Genomic DNA, 22,147 nt, shown 5'->3' on the forward strand with positions numbered 1-22,147 from the left:
GTACCCCATGGCAACGCTTGAAATCCGCGACCTGCACGTCTCCGTCGACGCCGAGGGCGGCCCGCGCGAGATCCTCAAGGGCGTCGACCTGACCGTCAAGCAGGGCGAGACCCACGCGATCATGGGCCCGAACGGCTCCGGCAAGTCGACCCTGGCCTACTCGCTGGCCGGGCACCCGAAGTACACCGTCACCGGCGGCCAGGTGCTGCTGGACGGCGAGGACGTGCTGGAGATGTCCGTCGACGAGCGCGCCCGGGCCGGCGTCTTCCTGGCCATGCAGTACCCGGTCGAGGTGCCCGGCGTCTCGGTCTCCAACTTCCTGCGCACCGCCGCCACCGCCGTCCGCGGCGAGGCCCCCAAGCTGCGGCTGTGGGTCAAGGAGGTCAAGGAGGCGATGGCCGCCCTGCACATGGACCCGGCGTTCGCCGAGCGCAACGTCAACGAGGGCTTCTCCGGCGGCGAGAAGAAGCGCCACGAGATCCTCCAGCTGGAGCTGCTCAAGCCGAAGATCGCGATCCTCGACGAGACCGACTCCGGCCTCGACGTCGACGCGCTGCGGATCGTCTCCGAGGGCATCAACCGGGTCCGCTCGACCGGCGAGGTCGGCACCCTGCTGGTCACCCACTACACCCGCATCCTGCGCTACATCAAGCCCGACTACGTCCACGTCTTCGCGGCCGGCAAGATCGTCGAGTCCGGCGGTGCCGAACTCGCCGACAAGCTGGAGGAAGAGGGCTACGAGAGCTACGTGAAGGGCGGCGCTGCCGCGTGACCCATTCCCATCTGACCGGACTCCTCGACACCGACGCCATCCGCAAGGACTTCCCCGTCCTGTCGCGGCAGCTGCACGACGGCAAGCCCCTGGTGTACCTGGACAACGCGGCGACCTCGCAGAAGCCGCGCCAGGTGCTGGAGGCGCTGAACGCCTACTACGAGCAGCACAACGCCAACGTCCACCGCGGCGTGCACGTGCTCGCCGAGGAGGCCACCGCGCTGTACGAGGGCGCCCGGGACAAGGTCGCGTCGTTCATCAACGCGCCCAGCCGCAACGAGGTGATCTTCACCAAGAACGCCTCGGAGTCGCTCAACCTGGTCGCCAACATGCTCGGCTGGGCCGACGAGCCGTACAAGGTCGACGCCGACTCGGAGATCGTGATCACCGAGATGGAGCACCACTCCAACATCGTGCCGTGGCAGCTGCTCGCGCAGCGCACCGGCGCGAAGCTGAAGTGGTTCGGGCTGACCGACGACGGCCGGCTCGACCTGTCGAACATCGACGAGCTGATCACCGAGAAGACGAAGATCGTCTCCTTCACGCTGGTCTCCAACCTGCTGGGCACCGTCAACCCGGTCGACGCGATCGTCCGCAAGGCGCAGTCGGTCGGCGCGCTGGTCGCCATCGACGCCTCGCAGGCCGCCCCGCACATGGCGCTGGACGTGCAGGCGCTGGAGGCCGACTTCGTCGCCTTCACCGGGCACAAGATGGTCGGTCCGACCGGCATCGGCGTGCTCTGGGGCCGCCAGGAGCTGCTGGAGGACCTCCCGCCGTTCCTCGGCGGCGGCGAGATGATCGAGACCGTGACGATGGGCTCGTCCACCTACGCGCCCGCGCCGCACAAGTTCGAGGCCGGCACCCCGCCGATCGCCCAGGCGGTCGGGCTCGGCGCGGCCATCGACTACCTGTCCGGCATCGGCATGGACCGGATCGCCGCGCACGAGCACGCGATCACCGCGTACGCCATCGAGCGCCTGAACGAGGTGCCCGACCTGCGGATCATCGGCCCGCGCACGGCCGTCGACCGCGGCGCGGCGATCTCCTTCACGCTCGGCGACATCCACCCGCACGACGTCGGCCAGGTCCTCGACGAGCAGGGCATCGCGGTCCGGGTCGGCCACCACTGCGCACGGCCGGTCTGCCTGCGGTACGGAATTCCGGCGACCACCAGGGCGTCGTTCTACCTGTACTCCACGCCCGGCGAGGTGGACGCGCTGATCGACGGTCTCCACCACGTCCGCAACTTCTTCGGCTGAGGACGGCTGCCATGAAGCTCGACTCGATGTACCAGGAGATCATCCTGGACCACTACCGCAACCCCCACGGCAAGGGGCTGCGGGACGGCGACGCCGAGGTCCACCACGTCAACCCGACCTGCGGCGACGAGATCACCCTGCGGGTGCGGCTCGACGGCGCGGTCGTCGCCGACGTCTCCTACGACTCGCAGGGCTGCTCGATCAGCCAGGCCTCCGCCTCCGTGCTCAACGACCTCGTGGTCGGCAAGTCGGTCGGCGAGGCCCAGCAGATCCAGGAGGCCTTCCTCGAGCTGATGCAGAGCAAGGGCCAGGCCGAGGGCGACGAGGAGGTGCTGGAGGACGCCGTCGCCTTCGCCGGGGTCTCCAAGTACCCGGCCCGGGTCAAGTGCGCCTTGCTCAGCTGGATGGCCTGGAAGGACGCCACCGCCAAGGCGCTCGGCGGCCAGCCCCCCCTCACCGACTGACGCCCGTTAGGACAATGGATTCATGAGCGAGAACGAGACGGCCGCGGAGGCCGTGGAGGCTGCGACGGCCGAGGCCCCCGCGGCCGCGGCCGAGGCGCCGGACAGCCCCGGCGCGTTCACCAGCACCGGGACGGTCTCCACCGAGGACCTCATGGAGGCCCTGATGGACGTCGTCGACCCCGAGCTGGGCATCGACGTCGTCAACCTCGGCCTGATCTACGGCCTGCACATCGACGAGGACGACACCGCCACCGTCGACATGACGCTGACCTCCGCGGCCTGCCCCCTCACCGACGTCATCGAGGACCAGGCCCGCACCGCCACCGACGGCCTGGTCAAGGACCTGCGGATCAACTGGGTCTGGATGCCGCCGTGGGGCCCCGACAAGATCACCGACGAGGGCCGCGACCAGCTCCGCGCGCTGGGCTTCAACGTCTGAGCGGTGGCCGACGGTCGGACAGGGGCGGGAACCTCCGGGTTCCCGCCCCTTCCGCGTGCAACCGCGCGGATTCTCGCGGCCCCGGGCCGAACTACACTGCGGGGCCATGGGTTTCGGGTCGGAGTCGGACGGCGGACCGCCGGGCGGGCGGCCGGACTGGGCCGCGCTGGCCGAGCGGCACGAGCGCGCGCAGCGCCGGCGCGGACGGCTGCGGATCGCCGGGCGGCGGCCGGGGCGGTCGCCCTCTTCGGCGGGGGCGGCGCGACGGTGGCCGCCCTCGCGGACGGCGGGGCGGACGTCGGCCCGGCGGTGGCGGTCACCGCGACCGGGGCTCCGGCGGTCACCGGCTCCGCTTCCGCCTCCGTCGCCGCCTCCGCTGCCGCCTCAGCCCCCGCTGCTGCCGGGCCGGAGGCGTCGCCCGCCCCCGGGAGCGCGGTGNCGGCTCCGGTCCCCGTCCCCTTCCGCTCCGGCCCGGAAGCGGCCCCGCCCCGCCGCGACCGGCACGGTCACCCGCGCGCCCGCCCGCGCGCCCGCCGGGGCGGCGAGCGCGGCCCCGCCGGGCGGCGTTCCGGACGTGGACGGCGGCAGGGCGTGGGAGATCGCCGACTCCGCGGTGGGCCTGTTCCTCGCACCCGGGCGCACCGCGGCCGGCGCACCGGGGTCGGGCGGGCCGGGGCCGGGCGGGCCGGGACACCGGTAGCGGCGAGCGCCCCGGCGTCCTGGCCTCCGGCGTCCTGGCCTCTGGTGTTTCCGCCCCGGCGTTCCGCCCCGGCGTCCTGGCCTCCGGCGTTCCGCCCCGGCGTCCTGGCCTCCGGCGTTCCGCCCCGGCGTCCTGGCCTCCGGCGTTCCGCCCCGGCGTCCTGGCCTCCGGCGTTCCGCCCCGGCGTCCTGGCCTCCGGCGTTCCGCCCCGGCGTCCTGGCCTCCGGCGTTCCGCCCCGGCGTCCTGGCCTCCGGTGTTTCCGCCCCGGCGTCCCGGCCTCCGGTGTTTCCGCCCCGGCGTCCCGGCCTCCGGTGTTTCCGCCCCGGCGTCCCGGCCTCCGGTGTTTTCGCCCCGGCGTCAACGCGGATCCGGCCACCGGCGGGTGAACGGCCGGAGGGTCCCGGGTCAGTGGGGGCGGCGCAGGACGGTGGTGGCCAGGGCGAGGGCGGCGGTGGCGGCGGTGAGGGCGAAGGCGGTGACGGCGGGGAGGAGGCCGTAGGCGCGGACCAGGGCGCCGACGGCGATGATCGGGGCGGAGGAGCCCAGGTAGACGATCACCCAGAGGGCGGAGAGCTCGCTGCCGCGGCGGGCCGGGTCGAGGGCGGCGACGGCGGCGGTGAACAGGGAGCGGAAGGCGATGCCCTGGCTGACGCCGGCCAGCACGCTGCCGACGAACAGCAGGGCGGGGGTGCCGGTGGCGGCGGCTGTGGTGAGCAGGCCCAGGCCCGCGGCCAGGCCGGTCAGGCCGCCGGCGACCACCACCCGGTCGGAGGTCGGCGGGACGAGCAGCTGGGCGGCGGCCGAGGAGCCCAGCAGCAGGGCGGCGACGGCCGCGCCCGCCATCGGGGAGCGGGTGTGCAGCAGGGAGGCGGAGAACGCGGGGGCGAGCGCCAGGTAGACGCCGAAGACCGCGTACGAGACGAAGCCCGCGGCGGCGGCGAGCAGGAACTCGCGGCGCCCGGCGCGCGGCAGCTGCAGCCGCTGCGGCCGCAGGTGGGCGGGGGTGGTGACGCGCGGCGGGGAGGCCGGGGGGCGGACCGAGCCGGGCATCCGCGGGTGCACCAGGGCCAGCGGCACGCACAGCGCCAGCAGCGCGACGGCGTGCGGCAGGAACGGGCCGAGCAGCGGCTTCGCGTCGTCGGTGAGCGCGGCGCCGACCAGCGGGCCGAGCGCGACGCCGCCCGCCGAACAGGCCAGGGTGAGCTTGGCGGCCAGCGTGGGGCGGTCCGGCAGCAGGTCGCCGAGGGCGGCGCCCGCCGCGCCGGTGGACAGGCCGACCGCGACGCCCTGCACGGCCCGGCCGGCGGCCAGCTGCCAGAACGACCCGGCGGTGGCGAACACCGCGTCCCCGGCGGCGGCCAGCGCCACCGCGGGCAGGATCAGGGCGCGCCGCCCCAAGTGGTCCGACCAGTGGCCGACCGCGGCCAGCACCGGGACCAGCGCGAACACGTAGACCGTGAACAGGACGGTGGTGTCCAGCGGGTTCAGCCCGAGGCGCTGTTGCAGCACCGGGTAGAGCGGGGTGGCGAGGTTCGCGCCGATCAGCATCAGCAGCAGGGCGGCGGCCACCAGGCCGACGCGGATGCCGCGCAGCGCGTTCCAGCGGCTGATCGCGGCGAGCTGGAGCTGCTTGCGGGGAGCGAGCTCCAGGGGGAGCAGGGCCTCCGACAGTCGGCGGCCGGCGTACTGAGCGGTGCTCAGGCCGGGGCCGGCGGGGGAGAGGTCCGCCATGGCAGGGGTCTCCTGGTGTGGCCGGGCGCCGTCGGGCACGGCCGGGCCAGGGGTGTGGCGGCGCGGGCCGGACGGTGCGGGTGTGCACGTGGTACGTGGAGCGCGGAGCGCCGTCGCTCCGGGTCCCGGGGCGTGCGCGCGGGGGTGGTGCGCGTCGCCCACCGAAGGATACGTGCCGCCGGGCACTCGTTCGGACGCACCGCCCCACTCGTTCGGGCGGACGACCCCGCAGCTCAGGCGTTCGTCCCCGGCGGCCGATACGCTGGGTTGACGGGCCGACACGCACGGCCCGCACCGCCGCTCCCCGCGTCCGCCGCCCCGGGCGGGCCGCCCACCGGACGGCGGTGCCCTGCGACGCACCCGGGAGAACGCGCGCGATGGCCGGACGCAGCCGTAACACCCCTGATCAGCAGCCGTCGGAGACCGAGGGACTGCTGCCCGCCGACTACGACCTCGCCGACCTGTACGGCGCGCAGAGCGGCGACGAGGACCCCGACGACACGGCCGTCCTGATCCCGCCGATCGCCCTCCCCGAGGACGCCGAGCTGGCCGCCGCCGCGCTCGCCGTCCCGCTGATCTCCCAGGTCGTCGCGCTGGCCCGCTGGATCGCCCCGCACCGCGAGGTCGACGAGCACGGGGACCTCGGCGAGGAGGACCGGGTCCGGGCGGCCCGGATGCTCGGCGCGCAGGACCCGGACGAGGACGACGTGGTCGAGGCGATGCGGGCCTGGGCGCTGGCCTGCGACCTCGACCTGGTGGAGACCGGCACCACCGACGAGGGCGCGCACGTCGCCATCCCGGGCCCCGACCTGGACGCCGTCGAGGCCGGCGAGCCCGCCGCCGTGCTGGGCCTGTGGTTCGAGGCCGCGGAGTTGGTGCGCGAGCTGGCCGCCGAGGCCGAGTCGGTCGACCCCGAGGTGGTCGAGGGCAGCGCGGACGACGACTCCGAGGGCCTGGCCGAGGTCGAGGACGCCCGCGAGCAGGCCGCCGAGATCCTCGACGAGGCGCTGCACGTCCTGTACGAGGCCACCGCGTTCGCCGAGCCCGGCGCCGAGACCGTCCCGCTGGGCGTGCTGGCCGCGCTGCTGGTCGTGCCCGACGGGCAGGAGCCGGACGAGGAGATGCTCGGCGAGATCACCGACCTGATGGTCGTCCTCGACCCGATGCTCGGCGACCTCGCCGAACTCGGCCTGCTCGAACACCGCCCGATCGACCCCGACCTGTTCGAGGAGGGGGAGGGCGCGGAGGCGGCCGAGCCGGTGGACACCGACCGGCCGCTCACCGACGAGGACGCCGCCCGCTTCGGCACCGTCCGGCTCACCCCGCTCGGCCAGTACGCGGTGCGCGAGTGGCTGCTCGCCGACGGCTACGACGCCCCGCTCATCGGCGACCTCGCCGACCAGGACGGGCCCGCGCTGCTGCGCTCCCTGGCCGAGAACGGCCAGCTGTTCGCCGAGCCCGAGCTGAAGGCCTGGGCCGCCGCCCGGGCCCCGCAGGACGCCGCCCGCGAGCTGCTGGCCGGGGCCCGCGGCCACGACGCGCAGTCGCCGGTCCGCCGGTACTACTGCGCGCTGGGCCTCAACGAGATCGGCGCGGACGCCTCGCCCGCGGTGCTGGAGGCCGTCGACGACCCGGAGCTGGGCGGGCTGGCCCGCGAGTGGCTGCGGGCCCGGGGCGCGGACGTCGCCGCGGCGGAGCGCGAGGTCGCGCTCTGGCGGGTGGTCGACTCGATGGCCGCCGTCATGCTGATCACCGCCGGGGAGGGCGGCCGGCTGCAGTCGCTGGTCGCCGACCTGCCGGTCACCGACAACCCGGCCAGCTACTTCGGCGAGGTCTGGCGGGTGCCGCACCCCATGACGGTGGAGGTGCTGGAGGCGGTCGGCGAACTGCACCTGGACCGCAAGGTCGCCAAGGAGGCCAGGCGGGCGGCGGTCAAGGCCCGCTCGCTGCGGGCGCAAGGGTAGGGCGGCGGCCCCGGCCGCGCCGACCTGATGGCTCGACAGGTTCGTTGGGCCGTAAGGTAAGGCGGCGTTGGAGTGGCGAGCGGCCGGGGGTGCGGCGAGGGATGAAGTGGCAGCGCACGGGCGGGGCTTGGGACCTCGAAGCGGTGTACTCGGATCAGGAGGCGTACGGCCGGCGGTTGCTGGCCGGGGCCGGCTTCCCGGTGTTCGGGTGGGTGCATCCGGCCGGCGGGGTCCCCGGGTGGGACGTGCTGGCCTCGTACGAGGTCCGCGACGGGGAACTGGAGTCGGTGGAGACCAGGTCGGGTGACTGGAGCTCGTCGCAGGGCCCGTACGTGACGGTGCGGACGTACCGGCCCGGGGCCGGGTCGGCCGTGCTGCCGCCCGACCTGGAGGACGCGGTCGAGGACGAGCGCGACCGGGTCTACGAGCACCTGGGCGTCGACGAGGGCGACACCGCCGGAAGGGTCCGGGCGCTGCGCGAGTGGATCACCGTGGACGGCGAGCCGCACGCGGTGCAGGTCCACGAGGACTCGCGGACCGGCGCCGGACACGGCACGGTGTGGGCCGGGCGGCTGCGGGTGGACGGGGCGACGGTGACGGTGACCGGGCGCGGCGTCCCGCCCGGGTCGGTGGAGCTGCGCCGGATCTCCGACTTCGAGCGGTACATCGTCGGCCGGACGGCGATGCTGCGGCAGGTCGCCGCGCTGCAGGCGGGCCGCCGGCCCGCCGCGCCGGAGCCGGAGCCCGCCGAGCTGGGCCTGCGGGCCCACCGCGAGCTGGTCGAGCAGGCGATCGCCCGGGCGGCGGCCGTGGTCGCGCAGCTGCGGGCCGGGCACTCGGCCCGGCTGCCCCGGCACCTGCGGGGCGAGCAGCGGCAGAACCAGTGGGAGACGGCGGTGCGCCAGCAGATGCGGCTGGCGTCGGAGACCCGGGAGGAGGCCGACGAGGCGGTCACCTCGATGGTCAACCACCTGAGCCGGCTGGCCCACCACGCGGAGTGGGTGAGCGGCACCGCGGAGGGCGCGGCCGCCGTGGAGGAGGTCGTCCGGTACACGGCGTTCGCCAGCGAGGTGCCGAGCCTGCCCGCGCAGCGGGCCTGGGAGCGGCTGTGGGCGGGCGGCACGCCGGAGCTGCCGTCGGGCACCGAGGACGCCTGGCTGACCGCCTGGGAGCAGTGGCGGGTCGAGCGCACCCAGCACGGGGCGCGGCGGTAGGCGGGCCCGACGGGCGGCAGGTCGGCCCTTCGGTAAAGGGAAGGTCATCGGGTGTTCTATGGTCGGTAAATCGGCACGCTGACGCCGTGTCCGATTCACGCGCGGTTCACGTGCGGCCCGGAATCTTTCGGTCACCGAAGCTCACCCCCTCCTCCAGGAGTGACCGCCATGTCGCTGTCCCGTCGGGACTTCGTGAACCGTTCGACCGTCCTCGGGGCAGGTGTCCTGATCGCCGGCAGCGCCGAGGTGCTGGCCACCGCCCCCGGCGCGATCGCCGCCCCGGCGGGCGGGGACGCCGCCGTCGCCAAGGGCGGGCACACCGCGGTCGGCTACGGCGAGCTGGTCTCCGACCCGAAGGGCCTGCTGGCGCTGCCGAAGGGCTTCTCGTACGAGGTCGTCACGCACTCCGGCCGGACCACCCTGGTCACCGGCGAGACCACCCCCAGCAACCACGACGGCACCGCCGCGTTCGAGGGCCGCCACGGGGCGACCCTGCTGGTCAACAACCACGAGCTGGCCGGCCCGCGGGCCAACTGGCCGCACCCGGTGCCGCTGCTGGAGGGCCACGTCTACGACCCGGCGGCGGCCGGCGGCTGCACCGTCGTCGAGGTCTCCGGCCACGGTGACGGCCACGGCCACGGTGACGGCCACGACCACGGCCGGGGCGACGACCACGACCGGGGCCACGGCCACGGCCGCCGCCAGGTCCGCGAGTGGGTCGGCATCGCCGGCACCGCCACCAACTGCGCCGGTGGCGCCACCCCGTGGGGCACCTGGCTGACCTGCGAGGAGACCGAGGACAAGGCCGGGACCAACGGCTTCACCAAGGACCACGGCTACGTCTTCGAGGTCGACCCGCACGACCAGGACGCCAACCGGAACCCGCAGCCGATCAAGGCGCTCGGCCGGTTCGCCCACGAGGCCGTCGTCATCGACGAGAGGCGCGGCCACGCCTACCTGACCGAGGACGCCGCCAAGCCCAACGGCCTGTTCTACCGCTGGACCCCGCCGGCCGGCTTCCGGCACGGCAGGGGCCGGCTGCGCACCCTGGCCGCCGACGCCGGCGTGCTGGAGGCGCTGAAGGCGTTCGACTCCCGGGGCAAGCTGGTCGACGACCTGTCCCGGGCCACCAAGCCCGGCACCACGTACGGCGCCGACTGGGTCAAGGTGCAGGACCGCGACGCCCGCACCACCTCGATCCGCAAGCAGTTCAAGGACGGCGAGATCACCCGGGCCCGCAAGCTGGAGGGCATGTGGTGGGGCGACAACGGCATCTACTTCGTCTCCTCCTTCGCCCGTGAGGAGTCGCCGCTCCCGCACGACGGGCAGGTCTGGTTCTACGACCCGGCCCGGCGCACCCTGACCCTGAAGGTCATCCTCGGCGTCAACGACGAGATCTGGACCGACCAGGGCAACTTCGACGGCCCCGACAACATCACCGTCTCGCCCCACGGCGGCCTGATCATCGCCGAGGACGGCAACGGCCTCCAGCACCTGTTCGGCACCACCTCGGACGGGCGGACGTACGCGCTGGCGCGCAACGAGCTCAACAACGGCACCGCGCAGGAGCCGGAGTTCAGCGAGTTCACCGGCGTGACCTTCTCGCCCGACGGGCGGACGCTGTTCGCGAACATCCAGGAGCCGGGCATCATGCTGGCGATCACCGGTCCGTGGCACCGGATGTGACGCACCGTTGAGGTCCGCCCGGGAGCCGGTGGCCGCCCGGGCGGGCCCCGCTGTCGGCGGGGTCAGTGCTCGGACAGCCGCAGTTGGAGCATGGCGAGCAGGCGCTGCTGGGGCTGGGCCAGGTCGAGGCCGGTGAGCTGCTCGGCCCTGCGCACCCGGTAGCGCAGGGTGTTGGGGTGGATGTGCAGGGCGTCCGCGGCGGTGCGGACCTCGCCGAGGGCGTCGAGGTAGGCGAGCACGGACTCGGCCAGGCGGGTGTGGTGGCGGGCGTCGTAGGCGGTGAGCGCGGTCAGCCGGGGGTCGCGCAGTTCCGGCCGGTCCTGGAGCAGGGCGAGGACCTCGGAGACCAGCACCTCGGCCTGGACGTCCTGGAGCGCAGCGACGTCCGGGACGACGCCGCCGCGGCCCATCGCGTCGAGGATCCGGTCGGCCTGGGCGCGGGAGGCGGGGACGTCGGCGAGGCCGGGCACGGTGGGGCCGATCGCGGCCCGCAGCGGGATGGAGAGGTGGTCGCGGGCGGCGTCGACGGTCTCCTGCGTCCAGTCGCGCAGGGTGGCGGCCGGCAGGCCGGGCGGGAGTTCGGGCAGCAGGACGTAGACCCGGGAGTCGACCGGGGCCAGCAGGGCGCCGCGGTGCCGGGCGGCGGTGTGCACCGAGATCAGGCCGGTGACCTCGTCCCGGGAGAGTTCGGCGTCCCGGCCGTCGGTGGCGGCGGGGGCGTAGGCGAGGACGGTGGCCGGGCGGCGCAGGTCCAGGCCGAGGTGGGTGGCCAGCGACTGCGGGCCGGTGGAGCCCTCCAGCAGGCCGGTCAGCAGGGTCTGGGTGAGCCGGGTGTCCGCCGACAACTCCCGTCGGCGGCGCACCAGTTGGCCGGCCGCGACCCGGGCGGCGCCGACCAGGGCCTGCTCGGCGGTGTCGGTCAGCGGGCGGGAGCCCTCCTGCACCCAGATGGTGCCGAGCGGCTGCGCGCCGGAGCGGATCGCGATCGCCAGCCGGCGGCGGATGCCCAGCTCCGGGTGGGCGGCGATCTCGATCGCGCCCTCGGAGCCGCGCAGGTGCGAGAAGACGCCCCACTCGCGGAGCTTGGCGAGGTACGGCTCCGGGCCCTGCCGGCCCAGGATGGACAGCCGGCGCAGGTCGTCCACCTCGTCGGTCTCCGAGGTGCGCGAGTACGCCAGCACCCGGCTGGAGGTGTCCTCGATCGAGACGATGCCGCCGGTGAGCACGGCGACGGTCTGGGCCAGCGAGAACAGGTCGCCGGTGGCGGGCCCGCCCGGGCCCGGGCCGTCGGCGCCCCCGGGGTCCTCCGCGCCGGACAGCAGGGTGCGGGCCAGCGAGTCGAGGTGCTCCCAGCGGGTCTCCCGGCGCACCGACAGCAGCGCCACGCCCGCCTCGGTGGCGGCCTCGCGCAGCGCGTCGGCCTGCCCCGGCCCGTCCAGCTTCACGGCGACGGCGGCGGCCCGGGCCCGTCCGGCGGCGCGCAGCGCGGGCAGCGCGGCCCGGCCGCGGGCGCCGATGGCCAGCACGAGTTCGCCGGGGGCCGCGGTGGGCGGGTCCTCCGGGTCCAGGATCGACACGTGCCGGACCGGGACGTCCAGCCCGGCGGGCGCGGCCTGCAGCTCCACCAGGGGCTCGCCGAGCGACATCAGCAGCTGGCGGAGCGGGAGGCCGGTCATCGGCGGGGTCCTCCGTCGGGGCGAGCCGTGCAGGTCGGGTCGGGTTCGTCGGGTCGGGTTCGTCGGGTCGGGTTCGTCGGGTCGGACAAGACCCGGGGGCCGAGTTTAGCGAGCCGGACAGGGGAAGACGGCCGTGACCGGGGCGTGACGGTGTTCGTCCGGGCGGACAACGGCGTGCGGGGGAATTTGGCGGTCCGGCCAACAGGAGCGGGCCGGAACGGGGAATAGCGTTACCTCCTGGCCGGTGTGCGACCCTCGCCGGCTTCCCATGACGAGAAGGAGAGCGTGCGCGCCATGGATGCTGTGACCCAGGTCCCCGCGCCGGTGAACGAGCCGGTCCACAGCTACGCCCCCGGCAGCCCCGAACGGGCCCGGCTGGAGGCCAAGCTGAAGGAGCTGGGCGGCCAGGGGCCGATCCAGCTGACCATGACGATCAACGGTGAGCAGCGCCTCGGCGGCGGCTCCGAGATCGACGTCGTGCAGCCGCACCACCACGCGGCGAAGCTCGGCACCCTGCGCAACGCCACCCAGGACGACGCGCGCGAGGCCATCGACACCGCGCTGGCCGCCGCGCCGGCCTGGCAGGCGCTCTCCTTCGACTCCCGCGCCGCGATCTTCCTGCGCGCCGCGGACCTGCTGGCCGGCCCGTGGCGGGAGACCCTCGCCGCGGCCACCATGCTCGGCCAGTCGAAGACCGCCCAGCAGGCGGAGATCGACACCCCCTGCGAGCTGGTCGACTTCCTGCGCTTCAACGTGCACTTCGCCCGGCAGATCCTCGCCGAGCAGCCGATCTCCTCGGACGGCGTGTGGAACCGCACCGACCACCGCCCGCTGGAGGGCTTCGTCTACGCGATCACCCCGTTCAACTTCACCGCGATCGCCGGCAACCTGCCGACCGCGCCCGCGCTGATGGGCAACGTGGTGATCTGGAAGCCGTCCCCCACCCAGCAGTTCGCCGCGCACTACCTGATGCGGCTGCTGGAGGCCGCGGGCCTGCCCAAGGGCGTCATCAACATGGTCACCGGCGACGGCCTGGCCGTCTCCGAGGTCGCCCTGAAGCACCCCGCGCTGGCCGGCATCCACTTCACCGGCTCCACCCCGACCTTCCAGCACCTGTGGCGCACCGTCGGCGAGAACATCTCCGGCTACCGCACCTACCCGCGGATCGTCGGCGAGACCGGCGGCAAGGACTTCCTGGTCGCCCACCCGTCCGCCGACCCGGCCGTGCTGAAGACCGCGATGACCCGCGGCGCCTTCGAGTACCAGGGCCAGAAATGCTCGGCGCTGTCCCGCGCGTACGTCCCGGCCTCGCTCTGGGCCGAGATCAAGGACGACTTCCGCGACGAGGTCGAGTGGCTCACCATGGGCGACGTCACCGACCTCGCCAACTTCATGGGCGCCGTCATCGACGAGCGCTCCTTCGCCAAGAACAAGGCCGCCATCGACCGGGCCAAGGCCGACCCGCAGGTCGAGGTGCTGGCCGGCGGCACGTACGACGACTCGGTCGGCTGGTTCGTCCGCCCGACCGTGCTGGTCTGCCAGGACCCGGCCGCCGAGTACTTCCGGGACGAGTACTTCGGCCCGATCCTCTCGGTGCACGTCTACCAGGACGAGCAGTACGACGAGATGCTCGCGCAGATGGAGTCGGTCTCCTCGTACGGCCTGACCGGCTCGATCATCGCCCAGGACCGCGAGGCCGTGCAGCACGCGATGCGGGTGCTGCGCAACGCCGCCGGCAACTTCTACATCAACGACAAGCCGACCGGCGCCGTGGTCGGCCAGCAGCCCTTCGGCGGCGGCCGGGCCTCCGGCACCAACGACAAGGCCGGCGCGAAGCAGAACCTGATGCGCTGGACGTCCACCCGCTCCATCAAGGAGACGTTCGTCCCGCCGACGGACTACCGCTACCCGCACATGGGCTGACCGAGCCCCCTCGACGGCCGGCCACCACCCCCGGCCGGCCGTCCCCCTCTTCTTTCCAGCTGATCCGCTTCGCCGGGAGTCCACGATGCTCCGTTCCGTCCTCCTCGCCGCCTCGCGCTCCCCGCAGGTGCGCACCATGGTCGAGAAGTTCCCGCCCACCCACGCGATCGTCGAGCGCTTCGTCGCCGGTGACCTGCTCGACCAGGGCGTGGCCGCCACCGAGAAGCTGGTGGCCGACGGCCGCAAGGTCACCCTCGACCACCTCGGCGAGGACACCAAGGACGCCGACCAGGCCGCCGGTACCGCCCTCGCCTACGAGCACCTGCTGACCGCGCTCAAGGAGACCGGCCTCGCCGCGGACGCCGAGGTCTCGGTCAAGCTCTCCGCCGTCGGCCAGTTCCTCCCCGTGGACGGCGAGAAGATCGCCCTGGAGAACGCCCGCCGGATCTGCGAGGCCGCCGCCGACGCGGGCACCACCGTGACCCTCGACATGGAGGACCACACCACCACCGACTCCACCCTGGCCATCGCCCGCGAGCTGCGCGCCGACTTCCCGTGGCTGGGCGTCGTCCTCCAGGCCTACCTGCGCCGCACCGAGGCCGACTGCCGCGACCTCGCCCACGAGGGCTCCCGGGTGCGCCTGTGCAAGGGCGCCTACAAGGAGCCCGAGTCGGTCGCCTTCCAGGGCAAGCGGGACGTCGACCTCGCCTACGTCCGCGCGCTCAAGGTCCTGATGGCCGGCGAGGGCTACCCGATGGTGGCCTCGCACGACCCCAACATGATCAAGATCGCCGGGCAGCTCGCCGAGTGGAACAAGCGCGACGCCACCTCCTTCGAGTACCAGATGCTCTACGGCATCCGCCCCGAGGAGCAGCTCCGCCTCGCCGAGGCCGGCAACACCATGCGCGTCTACCTCCCCTACGGCCAGGAGTGGTACGGCTACTTCATGCGCCGCCTCGCGGAGCGGCCCGCGAACCTGACCTTCTTCCTGCGCGCGATGGCCACCCGCGGCTGACGATGAGCCACATGACCGGCGGCGGAGCCGGATCAGGCTCCGCCGCCGGTGGTGCAGGAGGTCGTCGGCTCAGCGCACGACCGGGATGCGGCCGGAGCGCCAGTCGGTGATCCGCTTGCGGATGCTCGGCACCATCGGCAGGTCGTCGGTCTGCTGCGGGGTGAACCAGGCCACCTCGAACGACTCGTCGGAGACCCGGAGTTCACCGCCCAGCGGCCGCCCCAGCAGGCAGATGCTGAACTCCTGGCGGACCTCGCCGTCGTCGTACGCGAAGACGTGCCCGGGGTTGGTGTACGTGCCGACGATCCCGGTGATCTCGACGTCGAGCCCGGTCTCCTCCCGGGTCTCCCGGACGCCGCACCCCGCGAGCGATTCGCCCAACTCCATCGCGCCGCCGGGCAGCGCCCACATGCCGTTGTCGGTGCGGCGTTGCAGCAGGACGCGGCCGGCGTGGACTCAATCACCTGTCGGGCGCATCGGCACGCCGTGGGCGCAAGGAAGGTCGCACCGGCCAGCGGCTCAAAAGGGGGGGGCGGTCCCGGTCCGTCATCGCGTCGGCGAGGGGCTCGGACGATCCCGCGGCGGCCTGACGAGCAGGATTCACCAGCTGCCGCCGGATGCGGATCTACCTGCGCAGACGCCAAATCTCCCACGGCATCCCGGAGAAGAAGGATCAGGTGGGCCACCGGCCGGCCCGGGGTTCAGCGGGTGGCCGGCCACCCTCCTTCCATCGCGCCGCGTACAACGCCGCAGCGAGGTCGAGCGCCTGATCAACAGGCTGAAGGGCTTCCGCGCCGTGACTGACGCGTCACAGCCGTCAGAGCTGCGGCAGTCGGTCCGCAGCCGTGGGAGAGCGTCGCTCCTCGAGCCAGAAGAGGTAGACGCGGAGGTGCGCAGCCAGGCCGCCGTCGAGGTAGGCGGCGTACTGCAGGGCAGCGGCGGCCACACCTTGCCCGGCCTTCGCGTCGTCGGCCTCCCAGTCGTCTCGCCGGCCCCTCAGGTACTCCCTGATCTGCCCTCGGTTGCGCCACCACTCCCGGACCGCTTCCGGCGTCCAGTGGGTGTCACCATCGCAGCCGTAACCGGAAAACGCCTCGGCTTCTGCGGCGTCGACCAGTTGCTGAAGCTCCTCCGGCGTCCGGGGCTGTCGGTACACGTATTCGGTGAAGTGGTCGGCCTCGTAGAGCACGAGCCCGGGGGCGTGGATCCGGCCCGTGCCGCAGTTGTCGGTCTCGGCCCCGTAGAACGGCCCGGGCACGTTGAGCCACTTCCGATCCGGCCACTGCCCCAGGAACGCTCCGCGCGCATCGTCGAGCAGCGGCACGGGGTCGAAGTAAAGGTCCACGGCAGAAGGTTAGCCATGTTCCGAACGGTTCACCGGACACGGCCTAGTCTGGGCCGCATGATCACGGCGGTGGTGTTCGACATCGGTGAGACGCTGACCAGCGACACCCGTTACTGGGCGGACTGGGCCCGGTGGCTGGGTGTCCCGGCGCACACGATGTCGGCGCTCGTCGGGCACGTTCTCGCGCAGGGCCTCGACAACGCAGAGGCGCTTCGGCTGATCCGCCCCGGGTGCGACGTCCCGGCGGAGTGGCGCGCCCGCCAGGCCGTCGGCCAGGGCGACCACCTGGAGGAGTCCGACCTGTACCCGGACGCCCGGCCCGCGCTGCGACAACTGCGCGCCGCCGGAGTCTGGGTGGGCATCGCGGGCAACCAGAACGCGGTCGTCGCCGACCTGCTGCGGGGGCTCGATCTGCCCGCCGATGCCATCGCCACCAGCGGAGAGTGGGGCGTCTCCAAGCCGAGCCCGGAGTTCTTCGAGCGGGTCGCGGAGTGGGCTCCAGGCGATCGGCAGCAGATCGTCTACGTCGGGGACCACCCGGCCAACGATGTCACCCCCGCCCGCGAGGCTGGTCTGCGGGCCGTGCACCTGCGGCGGGGCCCGATCGGGTTGACCGCCACCGCACCGGATGCCGACTGGACGGTCGATTCGCTGGCCGAGCTCGCCGACCTGATCGACCGTCAACTTCGTTGAATCACACCCCAGCTGGACCGGGACGGTTCCGCACCCGAGATCATGGCAGCGGCGGTACTGTGCCAGCATGCCCGCCCCCACCGCCACGCACCTCGGGTACCGCGTAGCTGCCGCCCGTGCTGCCGCCGGTCTTACCCGCCGCGAGGTTCACGAGGCTTCCGGTGTCTCCGTCAGCATGATCCGCCAGGTCGAGGCCGGCACCCGGACGCCGAGCGACGCCGTGCTCGATGTCCTGGCCCGGGCCCTGCGCACCACCCCGGAGCAGTTGGCCGACGGGCCGGGCCGCACCGACTCCCGCGTGCACCGGGCGATCCCGGTGTTGCAGGCCGCGATCGCCTCGTACGATCTGCCGGAGGACGGCCCGGTGCGACTGCTGCGCAACCTCGGCGCGGCAGTGGAGGAGATGACCGTGGCCCGGGTCAACTCCCAGTACGGCCGGCTCGTGGAGCTGATTCCGGCGCTGCTGGAGGAACTCTTCCGTGCCGTCCACCAGGCTGCAGAAGGTCCTGACCGCCGACAGGCGGGTCGCTTGCTCGCGCTGGCCGTTCGAAGTGCTGACGCCGCGGCCTACAAGTACGGCTACCGCGACCTGTCGGCCCGTTTGGTCGAGCTGATGCGCTGGGCCGCCGGCATCGCCGAGGACCCGGCACTGGACGCCGCTGCCGCCTACGTCCGCACCGAGGTCCATTTCGCCACCGGCCAACTCGGCGCGGGCTTGCGCGCACTGCAGCAGGCCGCCGACCGCATGCCGGCGCCCACGACGGTGCCGCTGGCTGCCGCAGCCGTCGCCCTGCACATGCGGGCCGCCGTCGTGGCCGGCCGGGCGGTCGATGCCGGAAGCGCGCGGCTGCACCTGGCCGAGGCCGAGCGTCTGGTGCGCGGCGTTCCAGAGCAGCTGTACGACGGGACCGCGGTCGGACCGGCGTCGGTGCGCATCCACCAGCTCGCGGTGGCGGTCGAACTGGGCGACTCGGCCGACCTCGGCCGTGCGGTGGCGGAGGCCGGCCACTGGGTTCCGCCCCGGGACCTGCCTGCCGAACGCAGGAGCCACTACTACATCGACCTTGGCCGCGCGCAGATAGCGCTGGGCCGCCCCCGGCACGCCCGGGAGTCCTTGCTCCTCGCTCGTCGCATCGCCCCCCAGCATGTCCGTGAGCACGGGCAGGTCCGGACGGAACTGGCCACCCTGGTACGGCTCACCCGTGGCCGCGACGAGGAACTGCTCTCGATGGCCCGCTGGGCGAAGGCGGTCTGACGAGTGACACAGGTTGTGTCACTTCCCGCCTTCCCGGACGGGGATCGTAGCGGGTGTGACAGCGACATCGCCCGACCAGGGCATGAGCCCTGCGCGCCTCCACGGAGAGGCCTGCATCGTCTGCGGTTCGACCGAGCCTCCGCTCCGCCCTGACGGAACCATCACTCTGCCCGGCGTCCACGGCGTGGTGCACGACTTCGACACCGTGGTGTGCGCCGCCCACTCGGAGGTCGGCCGTGACCGGTGACCTCGACATCGAGCAACCGGTCACAGCGGTGCACCAGTGCATTGCTGCGATCCCGGGCGTCATGGCCGAGCGCACCTACCCCACGGTGGCTGCCGCCGGACAGGCTCTGTGGGCCGTGCTCCGGACGTTGCCGTTGGGGTGGGACCAGGCCGAGGCGTACCGGGCGTTGCTGCACGACCCCGGGTTGTTGGCGGGGCACCTTGCGCGGGGGCCGCAGCGGTTGGCGTTCGTGATGGACGGCCGCAGCCGTGAGGTTCGTCTCGCCTATGCCGGATGAACGGCGTAGATCCGGTCGCGCGGGACGTCTTCGAGCAGGCCGCCGCCGTTGCCGCGGTGCTGGACGGGGAGGTTCCGGTGGGGCAGCTCGACTGCGGGTGCTTCCGGATTCGGATCGAGCTGACGGGGGTGGGCCGGACTGGCGAGGGTGAGGTCGTGCAGCGGCTGTTGCGGGTGGCCGCGCGGTTGGGTGGTCGGAGTTCGTCCACCGGCCGTGGGGACTTGTGGGCGGAGTTCCATGTCGCCACCTGTAGCGGGCCGGTCAGTGGGGTCCGGGCCAGGGTGGGGTGAGGTGGAGGAGCCAGATGTCGTACTCCTCGGTGGTGACGGCGAGGGCGGTGCGGCCGTTCGGGGAGAGGGCGAGGAACTCGGGCTGGTCCGGGTGGTCGCCGAGTAGGGCGGCGAGGCGGGCGCCGGGGTGGTGACGGACGAGGGTCCAGTCGAGGCGGCCGAGGCCGCGGGCGCCGATGTGCAGGAGGAAGGTACTGTCCGGGGCGAACAGGCCGGTGGAGCGGGCCAGTTGCAGCCAGGCCCGGTCGGTGCCGGCCGCCGGGTCGGGGGTGTCGAGCGGGACGGTGCGGGTGGGGACGGCCTCGAAGGCGGCGGCGCGCTGCCAGAGGGCGAGGGGGGGGGGGGGGGCCGCGGGGGGCAGCGGCGGGAGCGGGGTGAGGCCGCAGGCGGCGATCAGGCGGACGCGCGGGTCGCCGGGCGGGGTGGTGTCGAGGGCGGTGCGGACGGCCGCGCGGAGGTCTTCGTCGGTGGCGCCGACGTCCTCCATGGCGGCGAAGAGGGTGTCCAGCGCGTCGGCGAGCCGCCCGGTGGGACGCTCGCCGGCGGCCAGTGCGGCCCGCCGGGAGGCGTACCAGGTGCGGGTGAACTCGGCGGCGGAGAGCCGGTGTTCGGCGAACCCGCCCATCAACGCGTACTGGCGGGCGGTGAAGGTGTCCGGGAAGACGGCGAGGTCGGCGTAGTCGGCCAGGGCCGGTGGGCGGTCGGGGTCGGCGGGTGTGGCGGGCACGGCGGCTCCAGGGGAGGTCGGGGGCGGTCAGGGGTGCCGGGCGCGGAAGGCGGCGAGGGAGAGGGGCAGGTCGTGGCGGGCGGGGTCGTCGGCGGGCAGGGTGGGGAGGAGGTCGGCGGCGAAGGACTCGGCGGCGGTGAGCAGGGCGTGGGCCAGGACGGCGGTCGTCGTGGTGCCCAGGCGGCGGCGGTCGGGGGCGGTGGTGGTGACCAGGCCGCGGTGGAGGGTGAAGCAGAGGCGGAAGGGCGAGTCGGCGGGGCGGAAGACGGCGGTGCCGTGGCGGCGGGCGAGCAGGGCGCGTACTTCGTCGAGCAGGCCGGGGACGGCGAGGACGAGCATCATGCCCTGGTCGGGGGTGTGGCCGACGGAGGTGACGGAGCCCTCGGGGCCGGTGAACGCCAGGTCGCAGAGGTCGAAGCCGCTGGGGGCGCCCTGGCCGGGGCGGACCGTGAAGCGGAAGGCGACGGGTGGCGGTGGGGCGGGCATGGGGGAACGCTAGCGCGAAGCGGGGGGTGGGGGACGGGAGTTGGGGGAGGGGAGGGGGGAGAGGGAAGAGGGGCGGGGGAGAGAGCGGGGCTCAGGGGATCGGGGGCGCTGTGGTCAGGTGTCGGTGTGGCCGATGAGGGGCTGGGCGGGGGCGAAGCGGTCCGCTCGCCAGGCGGGGAAGGGGGGGTGGGCGGCGGTGCGGGAGTTGGCGGTTTCCAGGGCGGTGGCGAACGTGCGGGCCAGGGCGCGCAGTTCGGCGTGCAGGCGGTCGTACGGGTGGTGCTCGGTGGCGGGGGAGGGGATCCAGTCGGTGCGGGAGGTGCAGTGGACGGTGACCAGGCCGGGGGCGGGGAAGGTGAAGGCCAGGGTGCGTTCCAGGCCCTGCGGGTAGAGGTCCAGGGTGTACGGGGTGCGGTCGTGGAAGGCGGCGAGCAGCCGGTCGAGCTCCTCCAGGAACGCGGAGAGGTCGTAGGGGACGTCGAAGTGCCAGGGCGCGCCGAAGCCGCCCGCCTCGGCGGCCGCGTCGGTGGCGGCGAGGTCGGCGCAGCCGATCAGGGCGAGCGTGGCGTAGTCGTACGGCGGCTCGTCCAGCGGGTCGAGCGCCTCCGGCGCCGCCGGTGCGGTGGGCGGCCGGAGGCGGACGTGGAAGCGCGCGGGGTCGTCCGGCGGCACGTCAGAGCATCGCGGCGGCGGGGGCGACCATGCTGCGGGCGGTCTTGGCGTCGACGTACTCGCCGAGGGCGGTCATCACCCACTCGCCGGAGAACTGGCGCACCAGCTTGCACATGGCGACACCGGTGTGCGGCTCGGACTGGGCCAGGTCGAAGCGGACCAGTTCCTGGTCGGTCGCGGTGTCGACCAGGCGGCAGTAGGCGTTCTTGATGTCGGTGAACTTCTGCCCGGAGAAGGAGTTGACCACGAAGACCAGGCCGCAGACCTCGGTGGGCAGCCCGCCGAGGTGGACGGTGATCGCCTCGTCGTCGCCGCCGCCCTTGCCGGTGAGGTTGTCGCCGGAGTGCGCGATCGCGCCGTTGAAGATGGCGAGCTTCATGAACCAGGCGGTGTCGATCTTCTTGCGCTGGGCGTCGAAGGCGATCACCGAGGCGTCCAGGTCGATGTTGCGGCCGCGCCCGGCGGGCTCCCAGCCCAGGCCCATCCGGACCGAGGCGAGGAACGGCTTGCCCGCCTTCTCCAGCGAGACCGAACCGCCCTTGACCAGGTTGACCCGGCCCTTGTCGAGCGTGATCTTGCCGACGGCGGGCGAGCCGGAGGGCATCGGGGGAGGGGAGGAGGGGGCCTGCGGCGCGGTCGCACCGCGAGGCGCCGCGTCGGGCATCGGCGGTGCGGCGGGCGGTGCGGGGGCGGCGGGCGGCGCGGTGGGCGCGGTGGTGGCGGCCGGGGCGGCGGAGGGGGACTCGTCCGCGACCGAGACGCCGAAGTCGGTGGCGATCCCCGCCAGCCCGTCCGCGTACCCCTGGCCGACCGCGCGGATCTTCCACTCGGCGCCGCGCCGGTAGACCTCGACGACCACCAGGGCCGTCTCGCTGGACAGCCGGGGCGGGGTGAAGGTGAACAGCTCGCGGCCGGTGTCGGCGTCCCGGACCGTCGCGGTGGGCTCGGTGCCGGCGAAAGTGGCCTGCCGGTCGTCGAGCGAGGCGGTCACCACGATCCGGGTGATCTCGCCGGGCACCGCCGCGGTGTCGACGGCGATGGCGTCCGGAGCGCCGCCGGCCGCCGGACGGTGCGTCACGCCCGGCCCCTGCGGGGCGTTGAAGAAGACGAAGTCGGCGTCCGAACGGACCTTGCCGGCCGAGGTCAGCAGCAGCCCCGACACGTCCAGCCGCTTGGGCGCGGTGACCTCGACCACGACCCGGGCCGAACCCAGGGACGCGTTGCCACCCTGCACCAGAACAGACGTCACGTGCTCCTCCTCGAATCTCCGCCGTCCCCACCCTAGCCAAACCGCCCCGCCCGCCGGGGTAC

The 22,147-nt window shown here is 73.8% G+C and carries 19 protein-coding genes and 2 pseudogenes; 13 read left to right on the plus strand and 8 right to left on the minus strand.

The features are described 5' to 3' along the window. Positions 1 to 7 precede the first annotated feature (7 nt). From sufC to HUT16_RS25940, 4 genes are all read left to right on the plus strand, one after another. Positions 8 to 772: a Fe-S cluster assembly ATPase SufC gene (sufC, locus tag HUT16_RS25925; protein ID WP_176190460.1), complete on the plus strand. Its 765-nt coding sequence runs from the start codon at positions 8 to 10 to the stop codon at positions 770 to 772. Next, complete coding sequence (locus HUT16_RS25930) at positions 769 to 2,031, plus strand: cysteine desulfurase (RefSeq protein ID WP_176190461.1); 1,263 nt, start codon at positions 769 to 771, stop codon at positions 2,029 to 2,031. Before sufC ends, HUT16_RS25930 begins: the two co-directional genes overlap by 4 nt. A gap of 11 nt (positions 2,032 to 2,042) precedes the next feature. Continuing rightward, the gene (sufU, locus tag HUT16_RS25935; RefSeq protein WP_176190462.1) at positions 2,043 to 2,495 is read left to right on the plus strand and encodes a Fe-S cluster assembly sulfur transfer protein SufU; all 453 of its coding nucleotides are present in this window, start codon (positions 2,043 to 2,045) and stop codon (positions 2,493 to 2,495) included. A gap of 151 nt (positions 2,496 to 2,646) precedes the next feature. After that, complete coding sequence (locus HUT16_RS25940; protein WP_051055973.1) at positions 2,647 to 2,934, plus strand: metal-sulfur cluster assembly factor; 288 nt, start codon at positions 2,647 to 2,649, stop codon at positions 2,932 to 2,934. 1,106 nt (positions 2,935 to 4,040) lie between these two features. On the opposite strand, the gene HUT16_RS25945 is transcribed toward HUT16_RS25940, so the two are convergent. Next, on the minus strand, positions 4,041 to 5,366 hold the full coding sequence (locus tag HUT16_RS25945; protein ID WP_176190464.1) for an MFS transporter: 1,326 nt from the start codon (positions 5,364 to 5,366) through the stop codon (positions 4,041 to 4,043). 377 nt (positions 5,367 to 5,743) lie between these two features. Here HUT16_RS25945 and HUT16_RS25950 point away from each other — a divergent pair, with 377 nt between their 5' ends. From HUT16_RS25950 to HUT16_RS25960, 3 genes are all read left to right on the plus strand, one after another. Next, positions 5,744 to 7,330, plus strand: coding sequence for a hypothetical protein (locus HUT16_RS25950; RefSeq protein WP_176190465.1), 1,587 nt, complete (start codon positions 5,744 to 5,746; stop codon positions 7,328 to 7,330). 143 nt (positions 7,331 to 7,473) lie between these two features. Continuing rightward, the gene (locus HUT16_RS25955) at positions 7,474 to 8,544 is read left to right on the plus strand and encodes a hypothetical protein (protein WP_176190466.1); all 1,071 of its coding nucleotides are present in this window, start codon (positions 7,474 to 7,476) and stop codon (positions 8,542 to 8,544) included. Between the two features lie 168 nt (positions 8,545 to 8,712). Continuing rightward, positions 8,713 to 10,230, plus strand: coding sequence for an alkaline phosphatase PhoX (locus HUT16_RS25960; protein ID WP_176190467.1), 1,518 nt, complete (start codon positions 8,713 to 8,715; stop codon positions 10,228 to 10,230). Between the two features lie 62 nt (positions 10,231 to 10,292). Here the strand turns inward: HUT16_RS25960 and HUT16_RS25965 are convergent, their stop codons facing one another. Continuing rightward, positions 10,293 to 11,906 (minus strand): CdaR family transcriptional regulator, encoded by a 1,614-nt coding sequence (locus HUT16_RS25965; RefSeq protein ID WP_176190468.1) that lies wholly within the window; start codon positions 11,904 to 11,906, stop codon positions 10,293 to 10,295. A 294-nt stretch (positions 11,907 to 12,200) separates the two neighbouring features. On the opposite strand from HUT16_RS25965, the gene pruA reads away from it, so the two are divergent. Beyond that, positions 12,201 to 13,829 carry an L-glutamate gamma-semialdehyde dehydrogenase gene (gene pruA, locus HUT16_RS25970; RefSeq protein WP_176190469.1) on the plus strand — a complete coding sequence of 543 codons (1,629 nt, stop codon included), beginning with the start codon at positions 12,201 to 12,203 and terminating at the stop codon, positions 13,827 to 13,829. Positions 13,830 to 13,914: 85 nt separating this feature from the next. After that, positions 13,915 to 14,844: a proline dehydrogenase family protein gene (locus tag HUT16_RS25975; protein WP_176190470.1), complete on the plus strand. Its 930-nt coding sequence runs from the start codon at positions 13,915 to 13,917 to the stop codon at positions 14,842 to 14,844. A 69-nt stretch (positions 14,845 to 14,913) separates the two neighbouring features. Here HUT16_RS25975 and HUT16_RS25980 read toward each other — a convergent pair. Continuing rightward, positions 14,914 to 15,294 (minus strand): annotated as a pseudogene (locus HUT16_RS25980) (NUDIX domain-containing protein); the annotation flags it as partial. On the opposite strand from HUT16_RS25980, the pseudogene HUT16_RS38535 reads away from it, so the two are divergent. Continuing rightward, positions 15,292 to 15,643 (plus strand): annotated as a pseudogene (locus tag HUT16_RS38535) (IS5/IS1182 family transposase); the annotation flags it as partial. The pseudogenes HUT16_RS25980 and HUT16_RS38535 overlap by 3 nt on opposite strands. Positions 15,644 to 15,661: 18 nt before the next feature. Here HUT16_RS38535 and HUT16_RS25985 read toward each other — a convergent pair. After that, entirely contained in the window at positions 15,662 to 16,189 is a 528-nt protein-coding gene (locus HUT16_RS25985; protein ID WP_176190472.1) for a ferredoxin, read from the minus strand. Between the two features lie 57 nt (positions 16,190 to 16,246). Here HUT16_RS25985 and HUT16_RS25990 point away from each other — a divergent pair, with 57 nt between their 5' ends. The 3 genes from HUT16_RS25990 (at position 16,247) to HUT16_RS26000 (ending at position 18,661) form a co-directional block, all read left to right on the plus strand. Then, complete coding sequence (locus HUT16_RS25990) at positions 16,247 to 16,882, plus strand: HAD family hydrolase (protein ID WP_176190473.1); 636 nt, start codon at positions 16,247 to 16,249, stop codon at positions 16,880 to 16,882. A gap of 67 nt (positions 16,883 to 16,949) precedes the next feature. Beyond that, the gene (locus HUT16_RS25995; RefSeq protein ID WP_176190474.1) at positions 16,950 to 18,137 is read left to right on the plus strand and encodes a helix-turn-helix domain-containing protein; all 1,188 of its coding nucleotides are present in this window, start codon (positions 16,950 to 16,952) and stop codon (positions 18,135 to 18,137) included. 236 nt (positions 18,138 to 18,373) lie between these two features. Then, positions 18,374 to 18,661, plus strand: coding sequence for a hypothetical protein (locus HUT16_RS26000; protein WP_176190475.1), 288 nt, complete (start codon positions 18,374 to 18,376; stop codon positions 18,659 to 18,661). A 261-nt stretch (positions 18,662 to 18,922) separates the two neighbouring features. Here HUT16_RS26000 and HUT16_RS26005 read toward each other — a convergent pair whose 3' ends face one another. The 4 genes from HUT16_RS26005 to HUT16_RS26020 all read right to left on the minus strand — a co-directional run bounded on the left by HUT16_RS26005 (position 18,923) and on the right by HUT16_RS26020 (position 22,085). Beyond that, entirely contained in the window at positions 18,923 to 19,678 is a 756-nt protein-coding gene (locus HUT16_RS26005) for a hypothetical protein (protein ID WP_176190476.1), read from the minus strand. 27 nt (positions 19,679 to 19,705) lie between these two features. Then, positions 19,706 to 20,164 (minus strand): hypothetical protein, encoded by a 459-nt coding sequence (locus HUT16_RS26010; protein WP_176190477.1) that lies wholly within the window; start codon positions 20,162 to 20,164, stop codon positions 19,706 to 19,708. Positions 20,165 to 20,278: 114 nt separating this feature from the next. Further along, complete coding sequence (locus HUT16_RS39340) at positions 20,279 to 20,836, minus strand: hypothetical protein (RefSeq protein ID WP_176190478.1); 558 nt, start codon at positions 20,834 to 20,836, stop codon at positions 20,279 to 20,281. A gap of 1 nt (position 20,837) precedes the next feature. After that, positions 20,838 to 22,085, minus strand: a complete 1,248-nt coding sequence (locus HUT16_RS26020) for a TerD family protein (RefSeq protein WP_254897990.1) — start codon at positions 22,083 to 22,085, stop codon at positions 20,838 to 20,840. Between the last annotated feature and the right edge of the window lie 62 nt (positions 22,086 to 22,147).

This window comes from Kitasatospora sp. NA04385, from assembly GCF_013364235.1.
In the GTDB taxonomy this organism is placed as follows: Bacteria; Actinomycetota; Actinomycetes; order Streptomycetales; family Streptomycetaceae; genus Kitasatospora.

What these genes read in the sequence shown, in the direction of transcription:
- sufC (WP_176190460.1), top strand. Translation starts at nt 8, where the DNA reads ATGGCAACGCTTGAAATCCGCGACCTGCACGTCTCCGTCGACGCCGAG.
- sufU (WP_176190462.1), top strand. Translation starts at nt 2,043, where the DNA reads ATGAAGCTCGACTCGATGTACCAGGAGATCATCCTGGACCACTACCGC.
- HUT16_RS25940 (WP_051055973.1), top strand. Translation starts at nt 2,647, where the DNA reads ATGGAGGCCCTGATGGACGTCGTCGACCCCGAGCTGGGCATCGACGTC.
- HUT16_RS25945 (WP_176190464.1), bottom strand. Translation starts at nt 5,366, where the DNA reads ATGGCGGACCTCTCCCCCGCCGGCCCCGGCCTGAGCACCGCTCAGTAC.
- HUT16_RS25950 (WP_176190465.1), top strand. Translation starts at nt 5,744, where the DNA reads ATGGCCGGACGCAGCCGTAACACCCCTGATCAGCAGCCGTCGGAGACC.
- HUT16_RS25960 (WP_176190467.1), top strand. Translation starts at nt 8,713, where the DNA reads ATGTCGCTGTCCCGTCGGGACTTCGTGAACCGTTCGACCGTCCTCGGG.
- HUT16_RS25965 (WP_176190468.1), bottom strand. Translation starts at nt 11,906, where the DNA reads ATGACCGGCCTCCCGCTCCGCCAGCTGCTGATGTCGCTCGGCGAGCCC.
- pruA (WP_176190469.1), top strand. Translation starts at nt 12,201, where the DNA reads ATGGATGCTGTGACCCAGGTCCCCGCGCCGGTGAACGAGCCGGTCCAC.
- HUT16_RS25975 (WP_176190470.1), top strand. Translation starts at nt 13,915, where the DNA reads ATGCTCCGTTCCGTCCTCCTCGCCGCCTCGCGCTCCCCGCAGGTGCGC.
- HUT16_RS25990 (WP_176190473.1), top strand. Translation starts at nt 16,247, where the DNA reads ATGATCACGGCGGTGGTGTTCGACATCGGTGAGACGCTGACCAGCGAC.
- HUT16_RS25995 (WP_176190474.1), top strand. Translation starts at nt 16,950, where the DNA reads ATGCCCGCCCCCACCGCCACGCACCTCGGGTACCGCGTAGCTGCCGCC.
- HUT16_RS26010 (WP_176190477.1), bottom strand. Translation starts at nt 20,164, where the DNA reads ATGCCCGCCCCACCGCCACCCGTCGCCTTCCGCTTCACGGTCCGCCCC.